This is a genomic window from Tardiphaga sp. (assembly GCF_044336785.1).
Classification (GTDB): Bacteria; Pseudomonadota; Alphaproteobacteria; order Rhizobiales; family Xanthobacteraceae; genus Tardiphaga.
Genome location: NZ_JBIIOT010000049.1, coordinates 1 through 17,916, shown reverse-complemented (window position 1 = coordinate 17,916; position 17,916 = coordinate 1). Strand labels below are relative to the sequence as shown.

20 protein-coding genes are annotated in these 17,916 nt (G+C 64.6%); 9 read left to right on the top strand and 11 right to left on the bottom strand.

What is annotated here, in order from left to right; translation table 11 throughout:
* Positions 1-131 precede the first annotated feature (131 nt).
* The 4 genes from gatA to ACIQ2A_RS15250 all read right to left on the bottom strand — a co-directional run bounded on the left by gatA (position 132) and on the right by ACIQ2A_RS15250 (position 3,389).
* Complete coding sequence (gene gatA / locus ACIQ2A_RS15265) at positions 132-1,607, bottom strand: Asp-tRNA(Asn)/Glu-tRNA(Gln) amidotransferase subunit GatA (protein WP_398480583.1); 1,476 nt, start codon at positions 1,605-1,607, stop codon at positions 132-134.
* Positions 1,608-1,841 carry a hypothetical protein gene (locus ACIQ2A_RS15260; protein WP_398480581.1) on the bottom strand — a complete coding sequence of 78 codons (234 nt, stop codon included), beginning with the start codon at positions 1,839-1,841 and terminating at the stop codon, positions 1,608-1,610.
* Between the two features lie 18 nt (positions 1,842-1,859).
* Entirely contained in the window at positions 1,860-2,147 is a 288-nt protein-coding gene (gene gatC / locus ACIQ2A_RS15255) for an Asp-tRNA(Asn)/Glu-tRNA(Gln) amidotransferase subunit GatC (RefSeq protein ID WP_398480579.1), read from the bottom strand.
* Positions 2,148-2,303: 156 nt separating this feature from the next.
* Positions 2,304-3,389: an NAD(P)H-dependent flavin oxidoreductase gene (locus ACIQ2A_RS15250; protein WP_398480577.1), complete on the bottom strand. Its 1,086-nt coding sequence runs from the start codon at positions 3,387-3,389 to the stop codon at positions 2,304-2,306.
* A 202-nt stretch (positions 3,390-3,591) separates the two neighbouring features.
* Here ACIQ2A_RS15250 and ruvX point away from each other — a divergent pair, with 202 nt between their 5' ends.
* Positions 3,592-4,083, top strand: a complete 492-nt coding sequence (ruvX, locus tag ACIQ2A_RS15245) for a Holliday junction resolvase RuvX (protein WP_398480575.1) — start codon at positions 3,592-3,594, stop codon at positions 4,081-4,083.
* Between the two features lie 2 nt (positions 4,084-4,085).
* On the top strand, positions 4,086-5,018 hold the full coding sequence (locus ACIQ2A_RS15240) for an AEC family transporter (RefSeq protein WP_398480573.1): 933 nt from the start codon (positions 4,086-4,088) through the stop codon (positions 5,016-5,018).
* An 86-nt stretch (positions 5,019-5,104) separates the two neighbouring features.
* Here ACIQ2A_RS15240 and ACIQ2A_RS15235 read toward each other — a convergent pair whose 3' ends face one another.
* From ACIQ2A_RS15235 to ACIQ2A_RS15220, 4 genes are all read right to left on the bottom strand, one after another.
* Positions 5,105-5,881: a lysostaphin resistance A-like protein gene (locus ACIQ2A_RS15235; RefSeq protein ID WP_398480620.1), complete on the bottom strand. Its 777-nt coding sequence runs from the start codon at positions 5,879-5,881 to the stop codon at positions 5,105-5,107.
* A gap of 5 nt (positions 5,882-5,886) precedes the next feature.
* Entirely contained in the window at positions 5,887-7,533 is a 1,647-nt protein-coding gene (locus ACIQ2A_RS15230; protein ID WP_398480570.1) for an acyl-CoA dehydrogenase family protein, read from the bottom strand.
* A gap of 193 nt (positions 7,534-7,726) precedes the next feature.
* Complete coding sequence (locus tag ACIQ2A_RS15225; RefSeq protein WP_398480568.1) at positions 7,727-8,461, bottom strand: M15 family metallopeptidase; 735 nt, start codon at positions 8,459-8,461, stop codon at positions 7,727-7,729.
* Positions 8,462-8,682: 221 nt separating this feature from the next.
* On the bottom strand, positions 8,683-10,071 hold the full coding sequence (locus ACIQ2A_RS15220; RefSeq protein ID WP_398480566.1) for an NADase-type glycan-binding domain-containing protein: 1,389 nt from the start codon (positions 10,069-10,071) through the stop codon (positions 8,683-8,685).
* A 356-nt stretch (positions 10,072-10,427) separates the two neighbouring features.
* Here ACIQ2A_RS15220 and ACIQ2A_RS15215 point away from each other — a divergent pair, with 356 nt between their 5' ends.
* Genes ACIQ2A_RS15215 through plsY form a run of 4 tightly spaced genes read left to right on the top strand, consistent with a single transcriptional unit; the run spans position 10,428 to position 13,511 of the window.
* Entirely contained in the window at positions 10,428-11,381 is a 954-nt protein-coding gene (locus ACIQ2A_RS15215) for an aspartate carbamoyltransferase catalytic subunit (protein WP_398480564.1), read from the top strand.
* Positions 11,382-11,386: 5 nt separating this feature from the next.
* On the top strand, positions 11,387-11,608 hold the full coding sequence (locus ACIQ2A_RS15210) for a hypothetical protein (protein WP_398480562.1): 222 nt from the start codon (positions 11,387-11,389) through the stop codon (positions 11,606-11,608).
* A gap of 4 nt (positions 11,609-11,612) precedes the next feature.
* A complete protein-coding gene (locus tag ACIQ2A_RS15205) occupies positions 11,613-12,914 on the top strand; it encodes a dihydroorotase (RefSeq protein WP_398480560.1) in 1,302 nt (433 codons plus the stop codon).
* Positions 12,915-12,920: 6 nt separating this feature from the next.
* Complete coding sequence (plsY, locus tag ACIQ2A_RS15200; RefSeq protein ID WP_398480618.1) at positions 12,921-13,511, top strand: glycerol-3-phosphate 1-O-acyltransferase PlsY; 591 nt, start codon at positions 12,921-12,923, stop codon at positions 13,509-13,511.
* 124 nt (positions 13,512-13,635) lie between these two features.
* Here plsY and ACIQ2A_RS15195 read toward each other — a convergent pair whose 3' ends face one another.
* On the bottom strand, positions 13,636-14,094 hold the full coding sequence (locus tag ACIQ2A_RS15195) for a hypothetical protein (protein WP_398480558.1): 459 nt from the start codon (positions 14,092-14,094) through the stop codon (positions 13,636-13,638).
* 119 nt (positions 14,095-14,213) lie between these two features.
* On the opposite strand from ACIQ2A_RS15195, the gene dprA reads away from it, so the two are divergent.
* Positions 14,214-15,329: a DNA-processing protein DprA gene (gene dprA, locus ACIQ2A_RS15190; protein ID WP_398480616.1), complete on the top strand. Its 1,116-nt coding sequence runs from the start codon at positions 14,214-14,216 to the stop codon at positions 15,327-15,329.
* Between the two features lie 114 nt (positions 15,330-15,443).
* Here the strand turns inward: dprA and ACIQ2A_RS15185 are convergent, their stop codons facing one another.
* Entirely contained in the window at positions 15,444-15,845 is a 402-nt protein-coding gene (locus tag ACIQ2A_RS15185) for a winged helix-turn-helix transcriptional regulator (protein WP_398480556.1), read from the bottom strand.
* Positions 15,846-15,921: 76 nt separating this feature from the next.
* On the opposite strand from ACIQ2A_RS15185, the gene ACIQ2A_RS15180 reads away from it, so the two are divergent.
* Positions 15,922-16,530 carry an FMN-dependent NADH-azoreductase gene (locus tag ACIQ2A_RS15180; RefSeq protein WP_398480554.1) on the top strand — a complete coding sequence of 203 codons (609 nt, stop codon included), beginning with the start codon at positions 15,922-15,924 and terminating at the stop codon, positions 16,528-16,530.
* A 69-nt stretch (positions 16,531-16,599) separates the two neighbouring features.
* Here ACIQ2A_RS15180 and ACIQ2A_RS15175 read toward each other — a convergent pair whose 3' ends face one another.
* Positions 16,600-17,373 carry an SDR family oxidoreductase gene (locus tag ACIQ2A_RS15175; RefSeq protein ID WP_398480552.1) on the bottom strand — a complete coding sequence of 258 codons (774 nt, stop codon included), beginning with the start codon at positions 17,371-17,373 and terminating at the stop codon, positions 16,600-16,602.
* A 122-nt stretch (positions 17,374-17,495) separates the two neighbouring features.
* Between ACIQ2A_RS15175 and ACIQ2A_RS15170 the strand changes: the two genes are divergently transcribed.
* Positions 17,496-17,916: winged helix-turn-helix transcriptional regulator (locus ACIQ2A_RS15170; protein ID WP_398480550.1), on the top strand; the 421-nt coding region annotated here is incomplete at its 3' end.

Genomic DNA, 17,916 nt, shown 5'->3' with positions numbered 1-17,916 from the left:
GATGTGGTTAGCGAATGGATAAGACGCGGAGCCGTAGGGCGGATGAGCCGAAGGCGTCATCCGCCGGCAGGGTCGATAGCTGAAACTCCGCGACGGATAACGCTGCGCTCATCCACCCTACGGCTACGAACCTACCACCACTTCTTCGGCGTAAAACGTCCCGACGCCTGCTCGATCACTTCGCCCAACGAGAACAGCGTCTCTTCATCGAACGGGCGGCCGATGAGCTGCAGGCCGAGCGGCAGGCCCTGCGCGTCCTTGCCGGCTGGCACGGCAATGCCCGGCAGGCCCGCCATGTTCACGGTGACCGTGAAGATGTCGTTCAAATACATCTCGATCGGATCGGCACCGCCCTTCTCGCCGATGCCGAAAGCGGCGGACGGTGTCGCGGGCGTCAGGATGGCGTGGATGCCTTTGGCAAAACAGTCCTCAAAATCCTGCTTGATCAGCGTGCGGACCTTTTGCGCGCGCAGGTAATAGGCGTCGTAATAGCCGGCGGAGAGCACATAGGTGCCGATCATCACGCGGCGACGCACCTCGGCGCCAAAACCTTCGGCGCGGGTGTTTTCATACATGTCGACGAGGTTGCGGCCGGGCACGCGCAGGCCATAGCGCACGCCGTCATAGCGCGCGAGATTCGACGAGGCTTCCGCGGGCGCCACGATGTAGTAAGCGGGCAGCGCATACTTCGTGTGCGGCAGTGAGACTTCGACGAGCTCGGCGCCGGCGGCCTCGAGCTGCTTCGCGCCATCCTGCCAGAGCTTCTCGATCTCGGCCGGCATGCCGTCGATGCGATACTCCTTGGGAATACCGATCTTCATGCCTTTCACGGACTTGCCGATGGCGGCCTCGTAATCCGGCACGTCGCGATCCACCGAGGTGGAATCCTTCGGATCGTAGCCGGCCATCGAGCGTGTCAGGATCGCGGTGTCGCGCACCGTGCGCGCGACCGGGCCGGCCTGATCGAGCGACGACGCAAAGGCCACCGTGCCCCAGCGCGAGCAGCGGCCATAGGTCGGCTTCAGCCCGACAATGCCGGTGAAGGCCGCGGGCTGGCGGATCGAGCCGCCGGTGTCGGTGGCGGTGGCGCCGAGGCAGAGACCCGCAGCGACGGCCGACGCCGAACCGCCGGACGAACCGCCGGGCACGAGGTTGACGTCCGAGCCGTCGCGGCGCCACGGATTGATCACGGGGCCGAAAGCCGAGGTCTCGTTGGCCGAGCCCATGGCGAATTCGTCATTGTTGAGCTTGCCGAGCATCACGGCGCCATCGCGCCACAGCTGCGCGGTCACGGTGGACTCATAGGGCGGCACAAAGTTGCCGAGAATCTTTGAGCACGCGGTGGTGCGCACATCCTTGGTGGCAAACAGGTCCTTGATGCCGAGAGGGATGCCTTCCAGCGAACCGCCCTCGCCCTTCGCGATCTTCGCATCCGCCGCCTGCGCCATCTCGCGGGCCTTGTCCGGCGTCTCCAGCACATAGGCATTGAGCACGCGCGCAGCTTCCATCGCCTTCAGATGCGCATCGGTCAGTTCGACCGACGTAAAGGACTTGTCCGCAAGGCCGGTGCGGGCCTCGGCGAGCGTGAGCGACGTCAGATCTGTCATCTATTTATTGACCGGGCTGCAAAAGAACGGAGAGAGCGTCTTGTCGTTTTCGGGGGCGTCGCCGTTGAACATGGCGCGGCGCTTTTTATCGTCGGCGATCTGCTCGGCCTGCACCTTGTCGAGAATGGCGTCCATGGCGGCATCCACATCCTTCATCTCGCCCTGACGTTCCATCTGGTCGAGATAATCCATGTAGAGGCTGTAGGCCTTCTCATCGTCGCAAAGCAGGCACATGGCGGTTTCCTGTCGGTGTTACTCGACGACCTTCGGCACCAGGAAGAAATTGTCGTCGGCTTCCGGTGCATTCTGGGTGACGAGGTCCACGATCTCGCCATCGGTGACGGCATCGATGCGCTTCTTCATCTCCATCGGCATCACCGAAGTCATCGGTTCGACGCCGTCCACATTCACTTCCTGCAGCTGCTCGACAAAAGCCAGCATGGCATTCAGCTCGCCCTGCAGATGGGGAACCTCATCCTCCTTGACCGCGATGCGCGCGAGATGCGCGATACGGCGAACGGTGGCAGCATCGACCGACATTGATATAGGGCCTCTGGGAGAAATCTGCCTGCCCTATAGCAGACAGAGCTTTCGCGCCGCAACCGCGGCCAGGAACCGGGACCGTAGGGCGGATGAGCCGAAGGCGTAATCCGCCGCTCTTCGTCCCATGCGCTCGGCCGGCGGATTACGCTTCGCTCATCCGCCCTGCGGTCGGAGCGCTTCCATCCGCGCCAACCCGTCCTTCGCCAGTTTCCGCGTCAGTTCCGCGGCCGGCAATTCGCCGCCGAGATGCACCGCCTGGCCGGCCCACAGATTGGTGAAATCCGTCTTGCCGCCCTTCTCCGCCGCCGCCTTCAGCGGGCCAAGTGCGGTGGCCGCATGCGGAAATGCCGGCGCATCCGGCGAGACCGGGCCGACTTCGCGCATCACGCGGTTGATCACGCCGCGGGCCGGACGGCCGGTCATGACATTGGTGATGACTGTGGTCTCGTCGGAGGCCACCTTCAATGCTGCGCGATTCGGTGCACCGAGCGTTGATTCCGGCGTGCGCAGATAGGCGGTGCCGATCTGCACCCCCGCCGCGCCGAGCGCGAAAGCTGCGGCGATGCCGCGGCCATCGGCGATACCGCCGGCCGCGATCACCGGCAGTTTCACCGCATCGATCACCTGCGGCAGCAGCGACATGGTGCCCGGCTGGGTGGCGATGTCATCGGTCAGGAACATGCCGCGATGGCCACCGCCATCGGCGCCCTGGGCGATGATCACGTCGGCACCATTCTGCTCGAGCCAGACCGCCTCACGCACGATGGTGGCCGACGCCAGCACCACCGCGCCCGCCGCCTTCACGCGCTTCAGCAACGCGGGCGCCGGCAGGCCGAAATGGAAGCTGACCACTTCGGGCTTCAGCTCTTCCACCAGCGCACACATTGCCTCATCGAATGGCGCGCGGTTGGCCGCATTGATCGGCGCATTGGGATCGATGCCGTGCTCGGCATAATAGGCGCCGAGCCGCGTCTTCCAGCGCGCCTCGCTCGCCGCATCGGCTTCGACGGGCACGTGGCAAAAGTAATTGAGATTGACCGGCGCCGAGACCTGCTGGCGGAACACCTGCACCTGCTCGCGCGCCTTGTCGGCAGAGATCATCGCGCAAGGCAGCGAGCCCAATCCGCCGCCCTGTGCCACAGCGATCGCCAGCGCCTGGTCATGCGCGCCGGCCATCGGCGCCTGCACGATGGGGGCTTCGAGCTTCAGCAAATCGATTAAACGACGGTCCGGCCACATGTCAGAACAACCTGTTTTCGCGAGAAAAGCCGCCCGTTGTTGCGGCATCCTTGCGGCAACTGTGGGACAGACTTGAGACAGGCCCGCGCCTCGTTGCCGGGTCGGAACCAGCCTTAGCATGGCAGTGCAGCAACGGCCATTCACGGCCCGGCGAGCCCGCGGCGACATTTGACCCCATCGCAACCCATGCTATTGGCGGCGCATGCCCGCTCTCATCCTCCCCCTCATCGATGCCGCCGCGCATCTGCCCGCGCGCGGGGCGCTGATCGGCCTCGATCTCGGCACCAAGACCATCGGTGTCGCCGTGTCCGATCCCGACCGCCGTCTGGCCACCGGGGTCGAGACGGTGGAGCGCAAGGCGTTCAAGGCGGATGCGGCGCGGCTGCTGTCCCTCGCCGCCGAGCGGAATATCTGCGGGATCGTGCTGGGACTGCCGATCAACATGGACGGCAGCGAAGGACCGCGGGCGCAATCCACGCGGGCCTTTGCGCGCAACCTGGCGCAGCTCACCGAGATGCCGATCGGGTTCTGGGACGAGCGGCTGTCCACCGCCGCCGTGGAGCGCGAGCTGATCGCCAATGATGTCAGCCGTGCCAAGCGCGCAAAAGTGATCGACCAGCATGCGGCGATCTTCATCCTGCAGGGCGCGCTCGATCGCCTCGCGGCGCTGTCGCGGTCGCCGGATATCCGCTGACCATGTTGACCGTGTTTGCGGCCCTTGTTCCGGTCTTCCTGCTGATCGTGCTCGGCTTCGGGCTGCGGCGGTCGATCATGCAACAGGATCCCATGTGGGTCGGCGTCGAGAACCTTGTTTATTACGTGTTGTTCCCGGCCCTCCTCATCGACACGCTGGCGCGCGCCAATCTGAAATCCGTACCGATCGCGGGTGTCGGCGGTGCGCTGTTGCTGGCGGTGATCGTGATGTCGCTGCTGTGTCTCGCGCTGAAGCCAATATTGGCGCGGACCATCGGGCTGAGCGGGCCGAGCTTTACCTCACTCTTCCAGGGCGCGACGCGCTGGCAGACTTTTGTGGCGCTGTCGGTCGCCGGCAATCTGTGGGGCGAGATCGGCATCACGCTGTCCTCCGTCGCCATGGTGGCGATGATCCCGCTGCTGAACATTCTCGCGGTATGGGTGCTGGCGCATTACGCCTCGCCGCAGAAAATGGCGTGGCCGACACTGCTCAAGACCATCGCCAAGAATCCGCTGATCTGGGCCTGCATCATCGGCCTCGCCATCAATGTCGCGGGATTGCCGATGCCGCGGCCGGCGCATGAATTCCTCGATGCGCTCGGGCGATGCTCGCTGGCGCTGGGCCTGCTCGTCGTCGGCGCCGGGCTGCATCTCGAAGGCCTGCACAAGCCCGGTGCCGCGGCACTCATCACCATCGTGCTGAAGCTTGCGGTGATGCCGGCGATTGCGATCAGTCTCGGTATGGCTTTCGGCCTGTCCGGCACCAGCCTTGCGGTGGTCGCCTGCGCTGCCTCGGTGCCGGCGGCCTCCAATGCATATGTGCTGGCGCGGCAGATGAGCGGCGATGCGCCGATGCTGGCGCAGGTGCTGACGATCCAGACGGCGCTGGCCGTGCTGACCATGCCGGTGTTCATCGCCTTCGCCGAGCAACAGTAGGGCGGATGAGGCGAAGCCGTCATCCGCCGCGGCGTTTCCACCACATAGTCCGCCGGCGGATGACGCTGCGCTCATCCGCCCTACGTTCACGGCGAGATCACACCGTTCGCGATCAACAGCGTCTGCACCGTCGCGGCAAAATTGTTCAGCGCGTGCAGATAGATCGTGAGCCATGTCGAGCCGCTGCGATGGCGGAGATAGCCGAACAGCAAGCCCATGCTAAAGACCTGGCTGAACAGGAACGGATCGTAATATTGCGCATGCATCGCGGTCCAGACCAGCGATGACAGCACGATCGCACCGACGGGCCGCAGGAAAGATTCAGACCAGCCGCGATACAGAAAGCCGCGCGCAAGAATCTCCTCGGTGATCGCGGCGCCTGCCGTGAGCGCAATCACCAGCAGCCACAACGTTCCATCGGCGCGCGATGAGTTCACTACATCGAGCATGAAGCCCGGCGCCGATTTATGGCCGGTGAGTTTGGCCAGCACTTCCCATGCACCGACCAGCACGATCAGCGCCACGGTGCCGAGCAGCCAGTTCTTCCAGGAGGTGCCGCGCAGGCCGAGATAATCGGTGAAGGAATTTCGCGCGATGCGGATGGCCAGCCAGAGCGCGAGACAGACGGCAGGCAATCCCATGATGACGGAGAGTGCCACCGTGGTGCCGCTGCTGACCGATTTGACGATCAGGCCGAGATCGATCGGCTCGCCGCTTTTGATCACCTGGAAGGCGACCACCGTGAGCTGCCCGATGGACATGGCGGCGAAAGCGAGCACGCCCCACAGCGTGGTGCCCCAGAATTTCCAGACGCGTGGCGGCTTCGTCGCAGGCGGCAGATCAGTCGGTGACGGCGTCTCGATGGTACTCACAGCGGCAATGCCCGCTCGAGCAGGCCGCGCGCCTGCGCCTCGCTGATATCCGCTGCGCCATAGAGCATGCTGCGCGGGCTATCGAGCCGCGTGCGGGCAAACAGCTCCGCATGCGGCGGATGAATCACGTTGAGCGCTGCAGTCGCCGCCAGCATGGCCAACGCCTCCACCGCCTGCCGGGCGGCGCGCTCGCTATCGGGACGCAACAAGGTGCGGATCACGAAGGACGCGACATCCGATGCGCCGGGCAAACCGTGCGTGTCCTGCATCAGATCCTGCAGCACGCCGGTCGCCGCATCGCCTTCGCGCGCCAGCGCACGCAGCACATCGAGGCACATCACATTGCCAGAGCCTTCCCAGATCGCATTGACCGGCGCTTCGCGATAATGCCGTGCGAGGATCCCCTCCTCGACATAGCCATTGCCGCCGAGGCACTCCATCGCCTCATAGAGGAAACCCGGCGCGGATTTGCAGACCCAGTATTTTACGACAGGCGTGAGGAACCGCATGTAAGCGGCTTCCATCGGATCTTCCGGCGCCTGATCGAAGGCGCGACACAGGCGCATCACCAGCGCGGTGGTCGCCTCCACATGCAGCGCCATATCGGCGAGCACGCTCTGCATCATCGGCTGATCGGCGAGATGTTTCTGGAACACGCTGCGATGGCGGGTGTGATGCAGCGCATGCGCGAGACCCGAGCGCATCAGGCCGGCGGATGCAATGGCGCAATCCTGCCGCGTCAGTTGCACCATCTGGATGATGGTGCGGATGCCCTTGCCCTCGTCGCCGATGCGCAGCGCGTAGGCCTCGTTGAATTCGACTTCCGACGACGCATTGGAGCGATTGCCGAGCTTGTCCTTGAGGCGCTGGAAATTCAGCGCGTTGAGCGAGCCATCGGGCCGGAAGCGCGGCATGAAGAAACAGCTCAGCCCGCTCTCCTCCTGCGCCAGCACGAGGAAGGCGTCGCACATGGGCGCCGACATGAACCATTTGTGGCCCGTGATCTGGAATGCATCGCCATCGCGCTTGGCGATGGTCATGTTGGTGCGGACATTCGTGCCACCCTGCCGCTCGGTCATGCCCATGCCGAGCGTCATGCCCGATTTCTCGGACCACGGCTTGAAGCTTGGGTCATACGTCCTGCTGCCGATGACCGGCATCGCCTGCGCCAGCACGTCCGGCTGCGATGAAAGCGCGCCGACGGCGGCGCGCGTCATCGTGATCGGACAAAGATGCCCGGTCTCGACTTGCGCAGCCATGTAGAACTTTGCGGCGCGCATGACTTCGGATGCGCGGCCTTTGGGTTTGCCGTCTGCGGCCCAGGTCGAATTATGGAGGCCGCCAGCGACGCTCGCCGACATCAGCTCATGATAGGCCGGATGAAACTCGACGAAGTCACGGCGATTGCCCCGCGCGTCGAAGGTTCGCAGCTTCGGCGTGTTCTCATTGGCGAGCCGCGCGCGCTCCGCCATGGCGGCAGAGCCCCATGCCTTGCCGAAATCCGCGTGGTCGACATAGGCGCTCGACCCGTCATTGAACGCGACTGCCTCCACCAGCGGACGATCGATCTCGAACAGATTGACGTCTTCGAGCGGCGGCGACTGGTTGAGCACCGCATGTTTTGCTGACGTGGCAGAGGTCATCGAGATGTTCCGGCAGAGGGAGCGTGGTGCGAATCATTTTACGATGGATCGGGCCTCAATACGAGGCGCCGTGGCGTACGATGGGTTGAGCGCAGGCGCGCAGCGCCGGAGCGAAAACCCATCAGCGGAGCCTGCCACATCGTTCGGCCGATGGGTTTTCGCTTCGCTCACCCCATCCTACGGCACCGAGCTTTCATCTTCTGATCGGAAAATCATACGCCTTGCTGCCGACACCGGGCATCGAGAAGTGCCACCACTCCTTCGAATAGTTCGCAAATCCCTGTTTGCGCATCGCCGTCACGAGAAGGTCGCGCCAGCGGCGCTGCGCGGCGCTGATGGCACGCGAGGCCGTCCATGCCTTGGCGTCGGAACAATCATAGCCCGTGCCCATGTCGACGCTCGCTTCCGGCGCGCGCTGCGCTTCCGGAGCGATGCAACTGCCGTAAGTCTTGGCGGGATCGAATGGCGCTGACGCCGGGGCACGGAGATCGACCAGCGTGAGATCGACGGCGGCGCCCGTGGAATGGCCGGAGCGTTCGGCGATATAGCCGAGACGAAACAGATCGGCCTTGTTGAAGGATGGATTGTAGCGCTTCTGCGCCGGCGTCTCAAAGCCGTCCTGTGCCCACGCCACCATGTCGCGCGAGGCGCGTGCCGGGCGGTAGCAGTCGAGCATCTTGAGCGAGAGATTTTGCGCCCTCAGCTCCTGCTGCACCTTTGCGAGTGCCTGCCCGACGGAGCGCTTCACGACGCATTCGGCACTGTCGTAACCGGTGAGCTTGCGGCCAACGAAATTGTTGACGCCGGCATAGCGGATGTCCTGCTGGATGGAGGGATCGAGATCGCGCAGGAAGACGAAATCATCGGGCAGAGCCTGTGCTGGGGCGGGCGCACAGATTGTGATGACGACTGCTAGAGCGTGAGCCACGAAGCTAGAACGAACAGGTCGGGCGCAGACACCTCTGCCCACCGGGGAGAGGTCGACATCGGAGCGCAGCGGAGATTTCGGGTGAGGGGGATCTTGGCGTCGGAGTTTGTGGCCCCCCTCACCCGCTCCGGCTTCGCCGGATCGACCTCTCCCCGGTGGGGAGAGGTGTCCAAGCGTCGCTGCTAGCCTTGTTTTCAATCGATCAGGCTTCGCCCCCCGCCTCATCGGATGCGCTCCGAAGTCACCGTCAGCTTGCTCAGCGCCGTGTCGGTGTAGCGGCTGCCGGGATAGACGTCGTCGATCACGAATTTCAGCCATTGCGCGTCCACCGGCGTCGTCAGGGTCCATGTCTGCACGCCGGAGCGATCGTCAAGTTCGAGCGGAATGCGCGCCCCGTGGGAGGTTTGCAGTATGAGACGCCGCACGCGGCCGTTCTTGCGATAGATGTCGTCGTCTTTCTGATAGCCGTTGCGGAACACAAAGGAGCGGACGCGGCGCGGGCTATCGAATTCGACGGTGATCCATTCGCCGACGCCCTGCCCCGACCGGCCCTCGACCCATGCGACACCCTGCGGGCCGCTGAACAGATTGGCGGGGCCATAGGCATTGTTGAACTGGCCGGGCAGCACCGAAGAGACGCAATAGGTCTCGGCACCATTGCGGGCGCAAACCTCGTTCGGTGCACCTGGCCGCGGCGCAATGGCGGCGCGTTCGGCCTCGGCCTGTTTCGGCGCGATCGCAGCGACATCCGTGCGTGGCGGCGGCGGAGCAGCCGCAACCTTCGGCGCCTCCACCGACGTGCCGGCGAGATAGATGCGGCCACCCAGCGTCTGGTCGTAATAGGCCGGCGTCTGCTCATGCGGCGCGGGATTGCCGGCGCGATCGGTGGCGCGCAGCGCCAATGCGGCGACGCGCTCGCGGGTTTCCACCGCGAGATCGCCGAGATGCAGGTTCGGCTTCACCAGTTCCTCGGCAAAGATGCGGGTGAAGACGGAATTCGGTTCGGGATCGCGGTCGGTCAGGCGATCCAATGCGGTCTGGCCGATGCCGGCGGAGTAGATCGTGAAAATGCCACGTGCGGGTTTCGCATCGGCAAGGCCGCGCGAACTGCCGATGGAGCGACCGGCATTGCGCGGAAACGGATTGTCGCGGCAGGCATCGATGACGAGCAGCGCCACGCTTACCGATTTAGCCTGGATTTCCGCGATGATGTCCGGCTCCGCCAGCGAAGCGCCGCGGACACGGGCTTCGGCCCCCTCATTCACCGGTGGCACGTCGCTGGGGACCAGATAGTTGACGCCACCGATGGCGACGCCGTGGCCGGCGAAGAACAGCGCTGCCGTGTCGCCCGGCGCGAGCTTGGCGGTGAAGTCGGAGAGCCTGTCCACCATGGCCTGGCGGCCGAGATTGGTGCCGATGGTGACGTCGAAGCCGAGGGAGGTCAGCGCCCGGCCGATGGTGCGGGCGTCATTGACGGCCTTCTGCAACTGCTGGGCGGCGGGCATGTTGGTGTAGACGTCATTGCCGATGACCAGCGCCACGCGCTTGGCGTGGGCGGCGGTGGAGACCAGCAGCAGAGCGAGGCTGAAAAGCGCGGACCATCGAGACATTTGCGTCATCATGGGATCTCGTTTGGATTCTGGTGGTGAGCCTAGCGCAATCCGGCACGGCGTCGAAGTGGCGGATGACGCCTTCGGCTTATCCGCCCTACGGGCGGCCTCCACTCCGCCCTCATGGTGAGGAGCGGCCGCAGGCCGCGTCTCGAACCATGAATGGCCGGGCTCCGGGAGTTCGCGGCCATCCTTCGAGACGCCGCTGCGCGGCTCCTCAGGATGAGGGACGGAGATGGGAGAAAGGTCAGAATTATTGCAATTCTACCACCACCCCCACACACCGGGGGATAACCCGGAACCCGTGCATCGACGCTTGCCCCACCGGGCAACTCTGCCTATAGCATTTGGCTTTAATGACCAGCGCCCCCAAATCCAGTTTCGTCTTCGCGCACCGGCATCTGCTGGGGATCGAAGGCCTGAAAGCCGCCGAGATCACCGGCCTCCTCGACCTGTCCGAGGAATATGTCGAGCTGAACCGGCAAGTCGATAAAAAGCGCTCCTCGCTGCGCGGGCGCACCCAGATCAACCTGTTCTTCGAGAATTCGACGCGCACGCAGTCGTCGTTCGAACTCGCCGGCAAGCGGCTTGGCGCCGACGTCATGAACATGTCGGTCGCCTCGTCCTCCATCAAGAAGGGCGAGACGCTGATCGACACCGCGATGACGCTGAATGCGATGCATCCCGACATCCTGGTGATGCGCCATCACGCCTCGGGTGCCGTCGAGCTGCTGGCGCGAAAAGTCGATGGCTCCGTGATCAATGCCGGCGACGGCGCCCATGAGCATCCCACGCAGGCGCTGCTCGATGCGCTCACCATCCGCCGCAACAAGGGGCGGATCGAAGGCCTCGTCATCGCCATCTGCGGCGACGTGCTGCATTCGCGCGTGGCGCGCTCCAACATCATTCTGCTGAACACCATGGGCGCGCGCGTCCGCGTGGTCGGCCCCTCCACGCTGCTGCCGCCGGGCATCGAGCGGATGGGCGTCGAGGTGATGCGCGACATGCGCGAAGGGCTCAACGGCGCCGATATCGTGATGATGCTGCGGCTGCAGCGCGAGCGCATGAACGGCTCCTTCGTGCCGTCGTCCGGCGAATATTTCCAGTATTTCGGCCTCGACCAGAAGAAGCTGTCCTATGCCAAGCCTGACGCGCTGGTGATGCATCCCGGCCCGATGAATCGCGGCGTGGAAATTGACAGCCTTGTGGCCGACGGCGCGCAATCGCTGATCCGCGAACAGGTGGAAATGGGTGTCGCCGTGCGCATGGCGGTGCTGGAAGCGCTGGCGCGCAACCTGCCCAATGCGTGACGGCCATGGAGACGCTGCTGTCATTCCTCGTCGGACTGATGCAGCGGAAACTGAGATTTGTCGCGATCCTCGGCACGGTGTTCATCGGCGTGATGCTGTATGTACAGGGCTTTACGACGCAGAACATCATCTTCACGATCATCTTCGTGGTGATCACCGGAGCCTTTGCACTGACGGTCTGGTTCTGGACCACGATCCTGAAATCCATCATCTCGAAACGGCGATGATCTCATGCTGACAAACCGCCGCCCGCTTCTCCTCGCCAATGCGCGCCTGATCGATCCGTCGCAGACGCTCGACAGCACCGGCGACGTCCTCATCGTCGATGGCGTGATCCGCGATGCCAAGCGCGGCATCGGCACCGCCGGCGTCCCCGAAGGCACCGAGGTCATCAACTGCGCCGGCAAGGTGGTCGCTCCCGGCCTGATCGACATGCGCGCCTTTGTCGGCGAGCCCGGCGCTAGCCATCGCGAGAGTTTTGCATCCGCCAGCCATGCGGCGGCGGCGGGTGGCATCACGACCATCATCTGCCAGCCGGATACGTCGCCGGCGATCGACAATTCCGCGACCGTGGATTTCGTCCTGCGTCGCGCGCGCGATACGGCCATCGTCAACATCCATCCGATGGCGGCGCTGACCAAGGGCCTCGAAGGCAAGGAGATGACCGAATTCGGTCTCCTCCGCGCCGCCGGCGCCGTGGCCTTCACCGACGGCGACAAGAGCATCACCAATGCGCAGGTGATGCGCCGCGCACTGACTTACGCGCGCGATTTCGATGCGCTGATCGTGCATTACACCGAAGATCCCGCGCTGGTCGGCGAAGGCGTGATGAATGAAGGCGAGCGCGCCTCGCGGCTCGGCCTGACCGGCATACCCACCGCCGCCGAAGCCATCATGCTGGAGCGCGACATGCGTCTCGTGGCGCTGACCGGCGGGCGCTATCACGCGGCCTCCATCAGTTGCGCCGAGTCCGTCGAGATTTTGAAGCGCGCCCGCGATGCCGGCCTGCGCGTGAGCGCCTCCGCCTCAATCAATCACCTGACGCTGAACGAGAACGATATCGGGCCATATCGCTCCTATCTGAAACTGTCGCCGCCGCTGCGCGTCGAGGACGACCGCCGCGCGCTGGTGGATGCGGTGGCCTCCGGCCTGATCGACGTCATCATGTCCGACCACAATCCGCAGGACGTCGAGACCAAGCGCCTCCCCTTCGCCGAAGCCGAACCCGGCGCCATCGGTCTGGAGACCATGCTCTCCGCCGGCCTGCGCCTGCTGCACAATGGCGAGCTCACCCTCACGCAGCTCATCCGCGCGATGTCCACCCGCCCCGCCGAACTGCTCGGCCTGCCCGGCGGCACGCTGCGCGCGGGCGCGGTCGCCGATGTCATCGTCATCGACACAGATGTGCCCTGGGTGCTCGATCCCGCCGATCTCAAGTCGCAATGCAAGAACACGCCGTTCGACGAGGCGCGTTTCAGCGGCCGCGTCATCCGCACGATCGTTGGCGGGCGCACCGTCTATGAGCACGTCTAAGGGGCGATCATGAACCCGCTTTATATCCTCGCCGCCGCTTTCGGATATCTGCTCGGCTCGATCCCGTTCGGCCTGCTGATCACCAAGATGGCGGGCACCGAAGACATCCGCGGCATCGGCTCCGGCAATATCGGCGCCACCAATGTGCTGCGCACCGGCCGCAAGGGCCTCGCCGCCGGCACGCTGGTCTGCGACGCGCTGAAGGGCACGATCCCCGTCGTCATCATGGGTATTCTGGGCGGCCCGACGCCCGCGATGATCGCGGCCGTGGCGGCGTTTCTCGGCCATCTCTTCCCGGTCTGGCTCGGCTTCAAGGGCGGCAAGGGCGTCGCCACCTATATCGGCGTGATGCTCGGCCTGTTCTGGCCGGCAGCGCTGATCTTCTGCATCGCCTGGCTCGCCACGGCGCTGACCTCGCGCTACTCGTCCTTCGCAGCCCTCACCGCCAGCGCGCTGACGCCGATGTTCCTGTGGTACATGAAGGCCCCGCATCTCGCGATCCTGGGTGCCGCACTGACCGTGCTGCTCTGGTTCATGCACCGCGAGAACATCAAGCGGCTGCTGAACGGCAGCGAAGGCAAGATCGGCAAGAAGTAGGATGGGTTGAGCGCAGGCGCGATAGCGCCGGAGCGATAACCCATCAGCGGAGCCAACCGCGACGACGGACAGCATGGGTTTTCGCTGCGCTCAACCCATCCTACGGCTGAGAAATCCGTCCCCTTCAAAACACCCGCGCGCCCTGTTTCGCGTCCAGATCGAATTCCCAGATCTCCACGCCCGGCCCGACCAGATGGCCGTGACACTTGATGTAATGCGAGATCAGGCTGACGCGGGATTGCGGATGCAGGTGGCGCAGCGCGAACAGGATTTTTCGATAGTCACGCGGTGCTGCGCTGAACTGCAGGATCGCCTCGTTCAGCCCGCGGATCTTGGCGCAAGGCACATTGCCCGACACCGTCCACGTATAGGACTTGCACTCCACGATGATCCGCGGGCTGGCGCTGCCGAGATCGAAGCGCTTCTTGCGGAAGGAGCGATGGCCGACGGGCAGCGAGTAGTTCGGCGCCAGCATGACGCCCTCGGAATGGAAGAACAGCAGCGCGGCTTCCTCGAACTCACGCCCGACGGCCACATTGCTCGACGCGCCCGGTCGCTGGTAGTTGTTCGCGTCCCACAGCATTGCCGACATCACTGAACACAAGCCAGACGGGCTCACCCCTACTCTCGCACCTTAACTGCGAATGTCAATTGAATGCACCCGCAAGTTGATTAAGCTGCACGATGGGGGGCCACAGCTTGATCGATTCACCGCATGCAGCGATCCGCCTGAGCGATGAGCAGCGGCGCGACTGGCTGCGCCTGATCCGCAGCGAGAATGTCGGCCCGCGAACGTTTCGCGCGCTGATCAACCAGTTCGGCAGTGCACGCGCTGCGCTGGAGCGCCTGCCGGACCTTGCCCGCCGTGGCGGCGCCATGCGCTCGGGCCGCATCTGCAGCGAGGAGGACGCGGACCGGGAGATTGCGCGCGGCCGCCGGATCGGCGTCGCGCTGGTCGCCCCCGGCGAGGTCGGCTATCCGCCGCGGCTCGCCACGATCGACGATGCGCCGCCGCTGCTCGGCATGCGCGGCAATCGCGATGCCATGGCGCGGCCGATGATCGCCATCGTCGGCTCGCGCAATGCCTCCGGTGCCGGACTGAAATTCGCCGAGACGCTGGCGCATGAATTGGCCGATGCGGAATTCGTCATCATCTCTGGCCTCGCCCGCGGCATCGATCAGGCCGCGCATCATGCCAGCGCCGCCGGCGGCAGTGTCGCCGTGCTGGCCGGCGGCCATGAGCGGATCTATCCGCCGGAGCATGAAGACCTGCTGCTCGACCTGCTCGCTTTCGGCGGCGCGATTTCGGAAATGCCGCTCGGCCATGTGCCCCGCGCGAAGGATTTTCCGCGGCGTAACCGGCTGATCTCGGGCGCGGCCCTCGGCGTGGTGGTGATCGAAGCGGCGGAGCGCTCGGGCTCGCTGATCACGGCGCGCATGGCGGCAGAGCAAGGTCGTGAGGTGTTCGCCGTCCCCGGCTCACCGCTCGATCCGCGCGCGGCCGGCACCAACCGGCTGATCAAGCAGGGCGCGACGCTGGTGACCGAGGCCGCCGACGTCATCAATGCCGTCGCCCCGATCATGGAGCGGCCGATCGAACTGCCAAGCCGCGAGGCGGAGGATGAGGTGTCATTCGACGAGCCCGACGACAGCGACCGCGCCCGCATCATCGGTCTGCTCGGCCCGAGCCCGATCGGCATCGACGATCTGATCCGTCTGGCCAAGGTGTCGCCGACAACGGTGCGCGTGGTGCTGCTGGAGCTGGAGCTTGCGGGACGGCTGGAGCGGCATGGCGGCGGGCTGGTGTCGATGGTGTAGTGGCACACTCCGTCCTGTCATTGTCGTCACCCGACTTGATCGGGTGACCCAGTACACATTGCGGCTTCCGGGTGTGCTGGATCGCCCGGTCAGGCCGGGCGATGACAGGAGAGTTTACTCGCCCTCGCCGTCGAACTTCTCCCGCGCGCTCGTGATTTCCGGCAGATGCGTCAGCGCCCAGCCGCCGAGGGCCTTCACCGGTTCTGATAGTCCGCGGCCGAGCTCGGTGAGTTCGTAATCCACCCGCGGCGGAATGGTTGGATAGACGGTGCGCGTGACCAGGCCGTCGCGCTCCAGGCCGCGCAAGGTCAGGGTCAGCATCCGCTGCGAGATGCCGCCGATCGTGCGCTTCAGCTCGTTGAAGCGGCGCGGGCCATCCACCAGCATCATGATCACCAGCACGCTCCATTTGTCGCCGACACGCGACAGCACCGATGCGACGCCGCGGCAGTCGCTATGGGCCGGATCGTGGTGATGAGCGGCCGGGGTGGGCACATCTGTGTGCTCGGGTTTCAAAATTGTGCCTTCTTGTGCGGGTTCGGACAGTCACTCATGTAGCGTTGGTTACAAACCAATACCATGGGTGACTGATATGAAACTTCTCCACATCGATTCAAGCGTGCTCGGTCCAAACTCCGTCAGCCGGCAGGTCACGGCTGCCGCCGTGGCCCGCCTCAGCGACGCCAATCCCGGCCTGGCGGTGACCTATCGCGACGTCGCAGCGACGCCATTTGCCCATCTGTCCGGCGCGCATCTCGCCGCAGCGCAAGGCGCCCCGTCAGATCCCGCAACCACCTCGGAAGTGGCGGCGGGTACCGCGGCGCTCGACGAGTTCCTTGCGGCCGACGTCGTGGTGATCGGCGCGCCGATGTATAATTTCAGCATTCCGAGCCAGCTCAAGGCCTGGATCGATCGCATCACCGTGGCTGGCAAAACGTTCAAATATAGCGCTGCCGGCGTTGAAGGCCTGGCGGGCGGCAAACGCGTGATCATCGCGGTGTCGCGCGGCAATTTCTACGGCGCTGGCGCTCCCGCCGCAGCCTATGAACATGTCGAGACCTATCTGCGCAGCCTGTTCGGCTTCATCGGCGTGACCGACCTCGAGATCATCGCCGCCGACGGCATCGGCGCCGGTCCCGAAGATCGCGAAAAAGCAGTGTCAGGCGCCTTGCAGGCGGCGAGTGATCTGCGCGCCGCTTAACCGGACTCAAGTCATCCGGGCGCGCCGCGTGGCGCGTCCGGATGACTGGCGTCTGGGTCGTTGAAGGTGTCAGCCTCGAAATGCCGGCGCGCCGGCAGGCGATGCCGTCGATCCGCCATCGACGAAGATCTCTGTGCCCTGCACGTTCGACGAGTCGTCCGATGCCAGGAACACCACGGTCTTTGCCACTTCCTCGGGCTTGCCCATGCGGCCGAGCGGGATCGTTTGCGATAGCCGCTTCTCGAAGGCGTTGAACGCATCAGGTGTCGGCGCAACGCGATCCCAGATCGGTGTTGCGGTTGCACCGGGCGAGACCACATTGACGCGGATGCCACGTGGCGACAGTTCAGACGCCATCACCCGCGCCATGGCGCGCACGCCCGCCTTGCTCGCTGCATAAGCGGAGTAGCCGGGATTGCCGAGCACGGAGATGACCGAACCGTTGAGGATGATCGAGGCGTTGTCGTTGAGATGCGCGACGGCGGCCTGCACGGTGAAGAACACGGCGGTGATATTGGTCTTGAGCACCGCCTCGAACACATCGAGCGTGGTGCCGCCGACGGGCGTGTTGCCGGCGATACCCGCATTGGCGAACACGATATCGAGCTTGCCGAATGTGGCGACGGCTTCCGCCACAGCCCGCTCGGTCGCGGCGACATCGGTGGCGTCAGCGACAATGCCGATCGCGTTGGCGCCGAGCTCCTGAACCGCCTTGTCCAGCCTGGCTTTGTCGCGCCCGGTGATGGCGACTTTCGCCCCTTCCGCCACGAACAGTTTCGCCGTCGTCAGCCCAATCCCGCTATTGCCGCCGGTGATAAGCGCCGTCTTGCCCGCCAAACGCATGATGATCTCCTGCCAAATCGGTTGCTTTTTGCAACCATATTGCCAAATAGATCGAATGGTTTCATAATGCAACCAGTTAAGGCGCCGATCACGGGAACGTTTGGTGGCTCGAGGAGAAGATCATGGCGAAACGCACAAGCCTGAAAGACGCGGCCTGCCCGATCGCGCGCTCGATGGAGTCGATCGGCGATTGCTGGTCGATGCTCATCATTCGCGACGCCATGCTCGGCAAAAAGCGCTTTGGCGAGTTTCAGAAAAGCCTTGGGGTCGCCAAGAACATCCTGACCGTTCGGCTGCGGGCCTTGGTGGAGGACGGCATCCTCACACTGACTGAAGCCGCCGTTGGCGGCGCCTATCAGGACTATGTCCTGACAGACAAAGGGCGCGCGGTTTTCCCTATCATGATCGCCCTGCGGCAATGGGCTGAGGACTATGCCTTCAGGCCCGGCGAAGAAACCAACATCATGGTCGATCGCGAAACCGGCCAGCGCATTGGCAGGCTCGAACTTCACGCTGCCGATGGTCGCCTGCTCCGCTATGGCG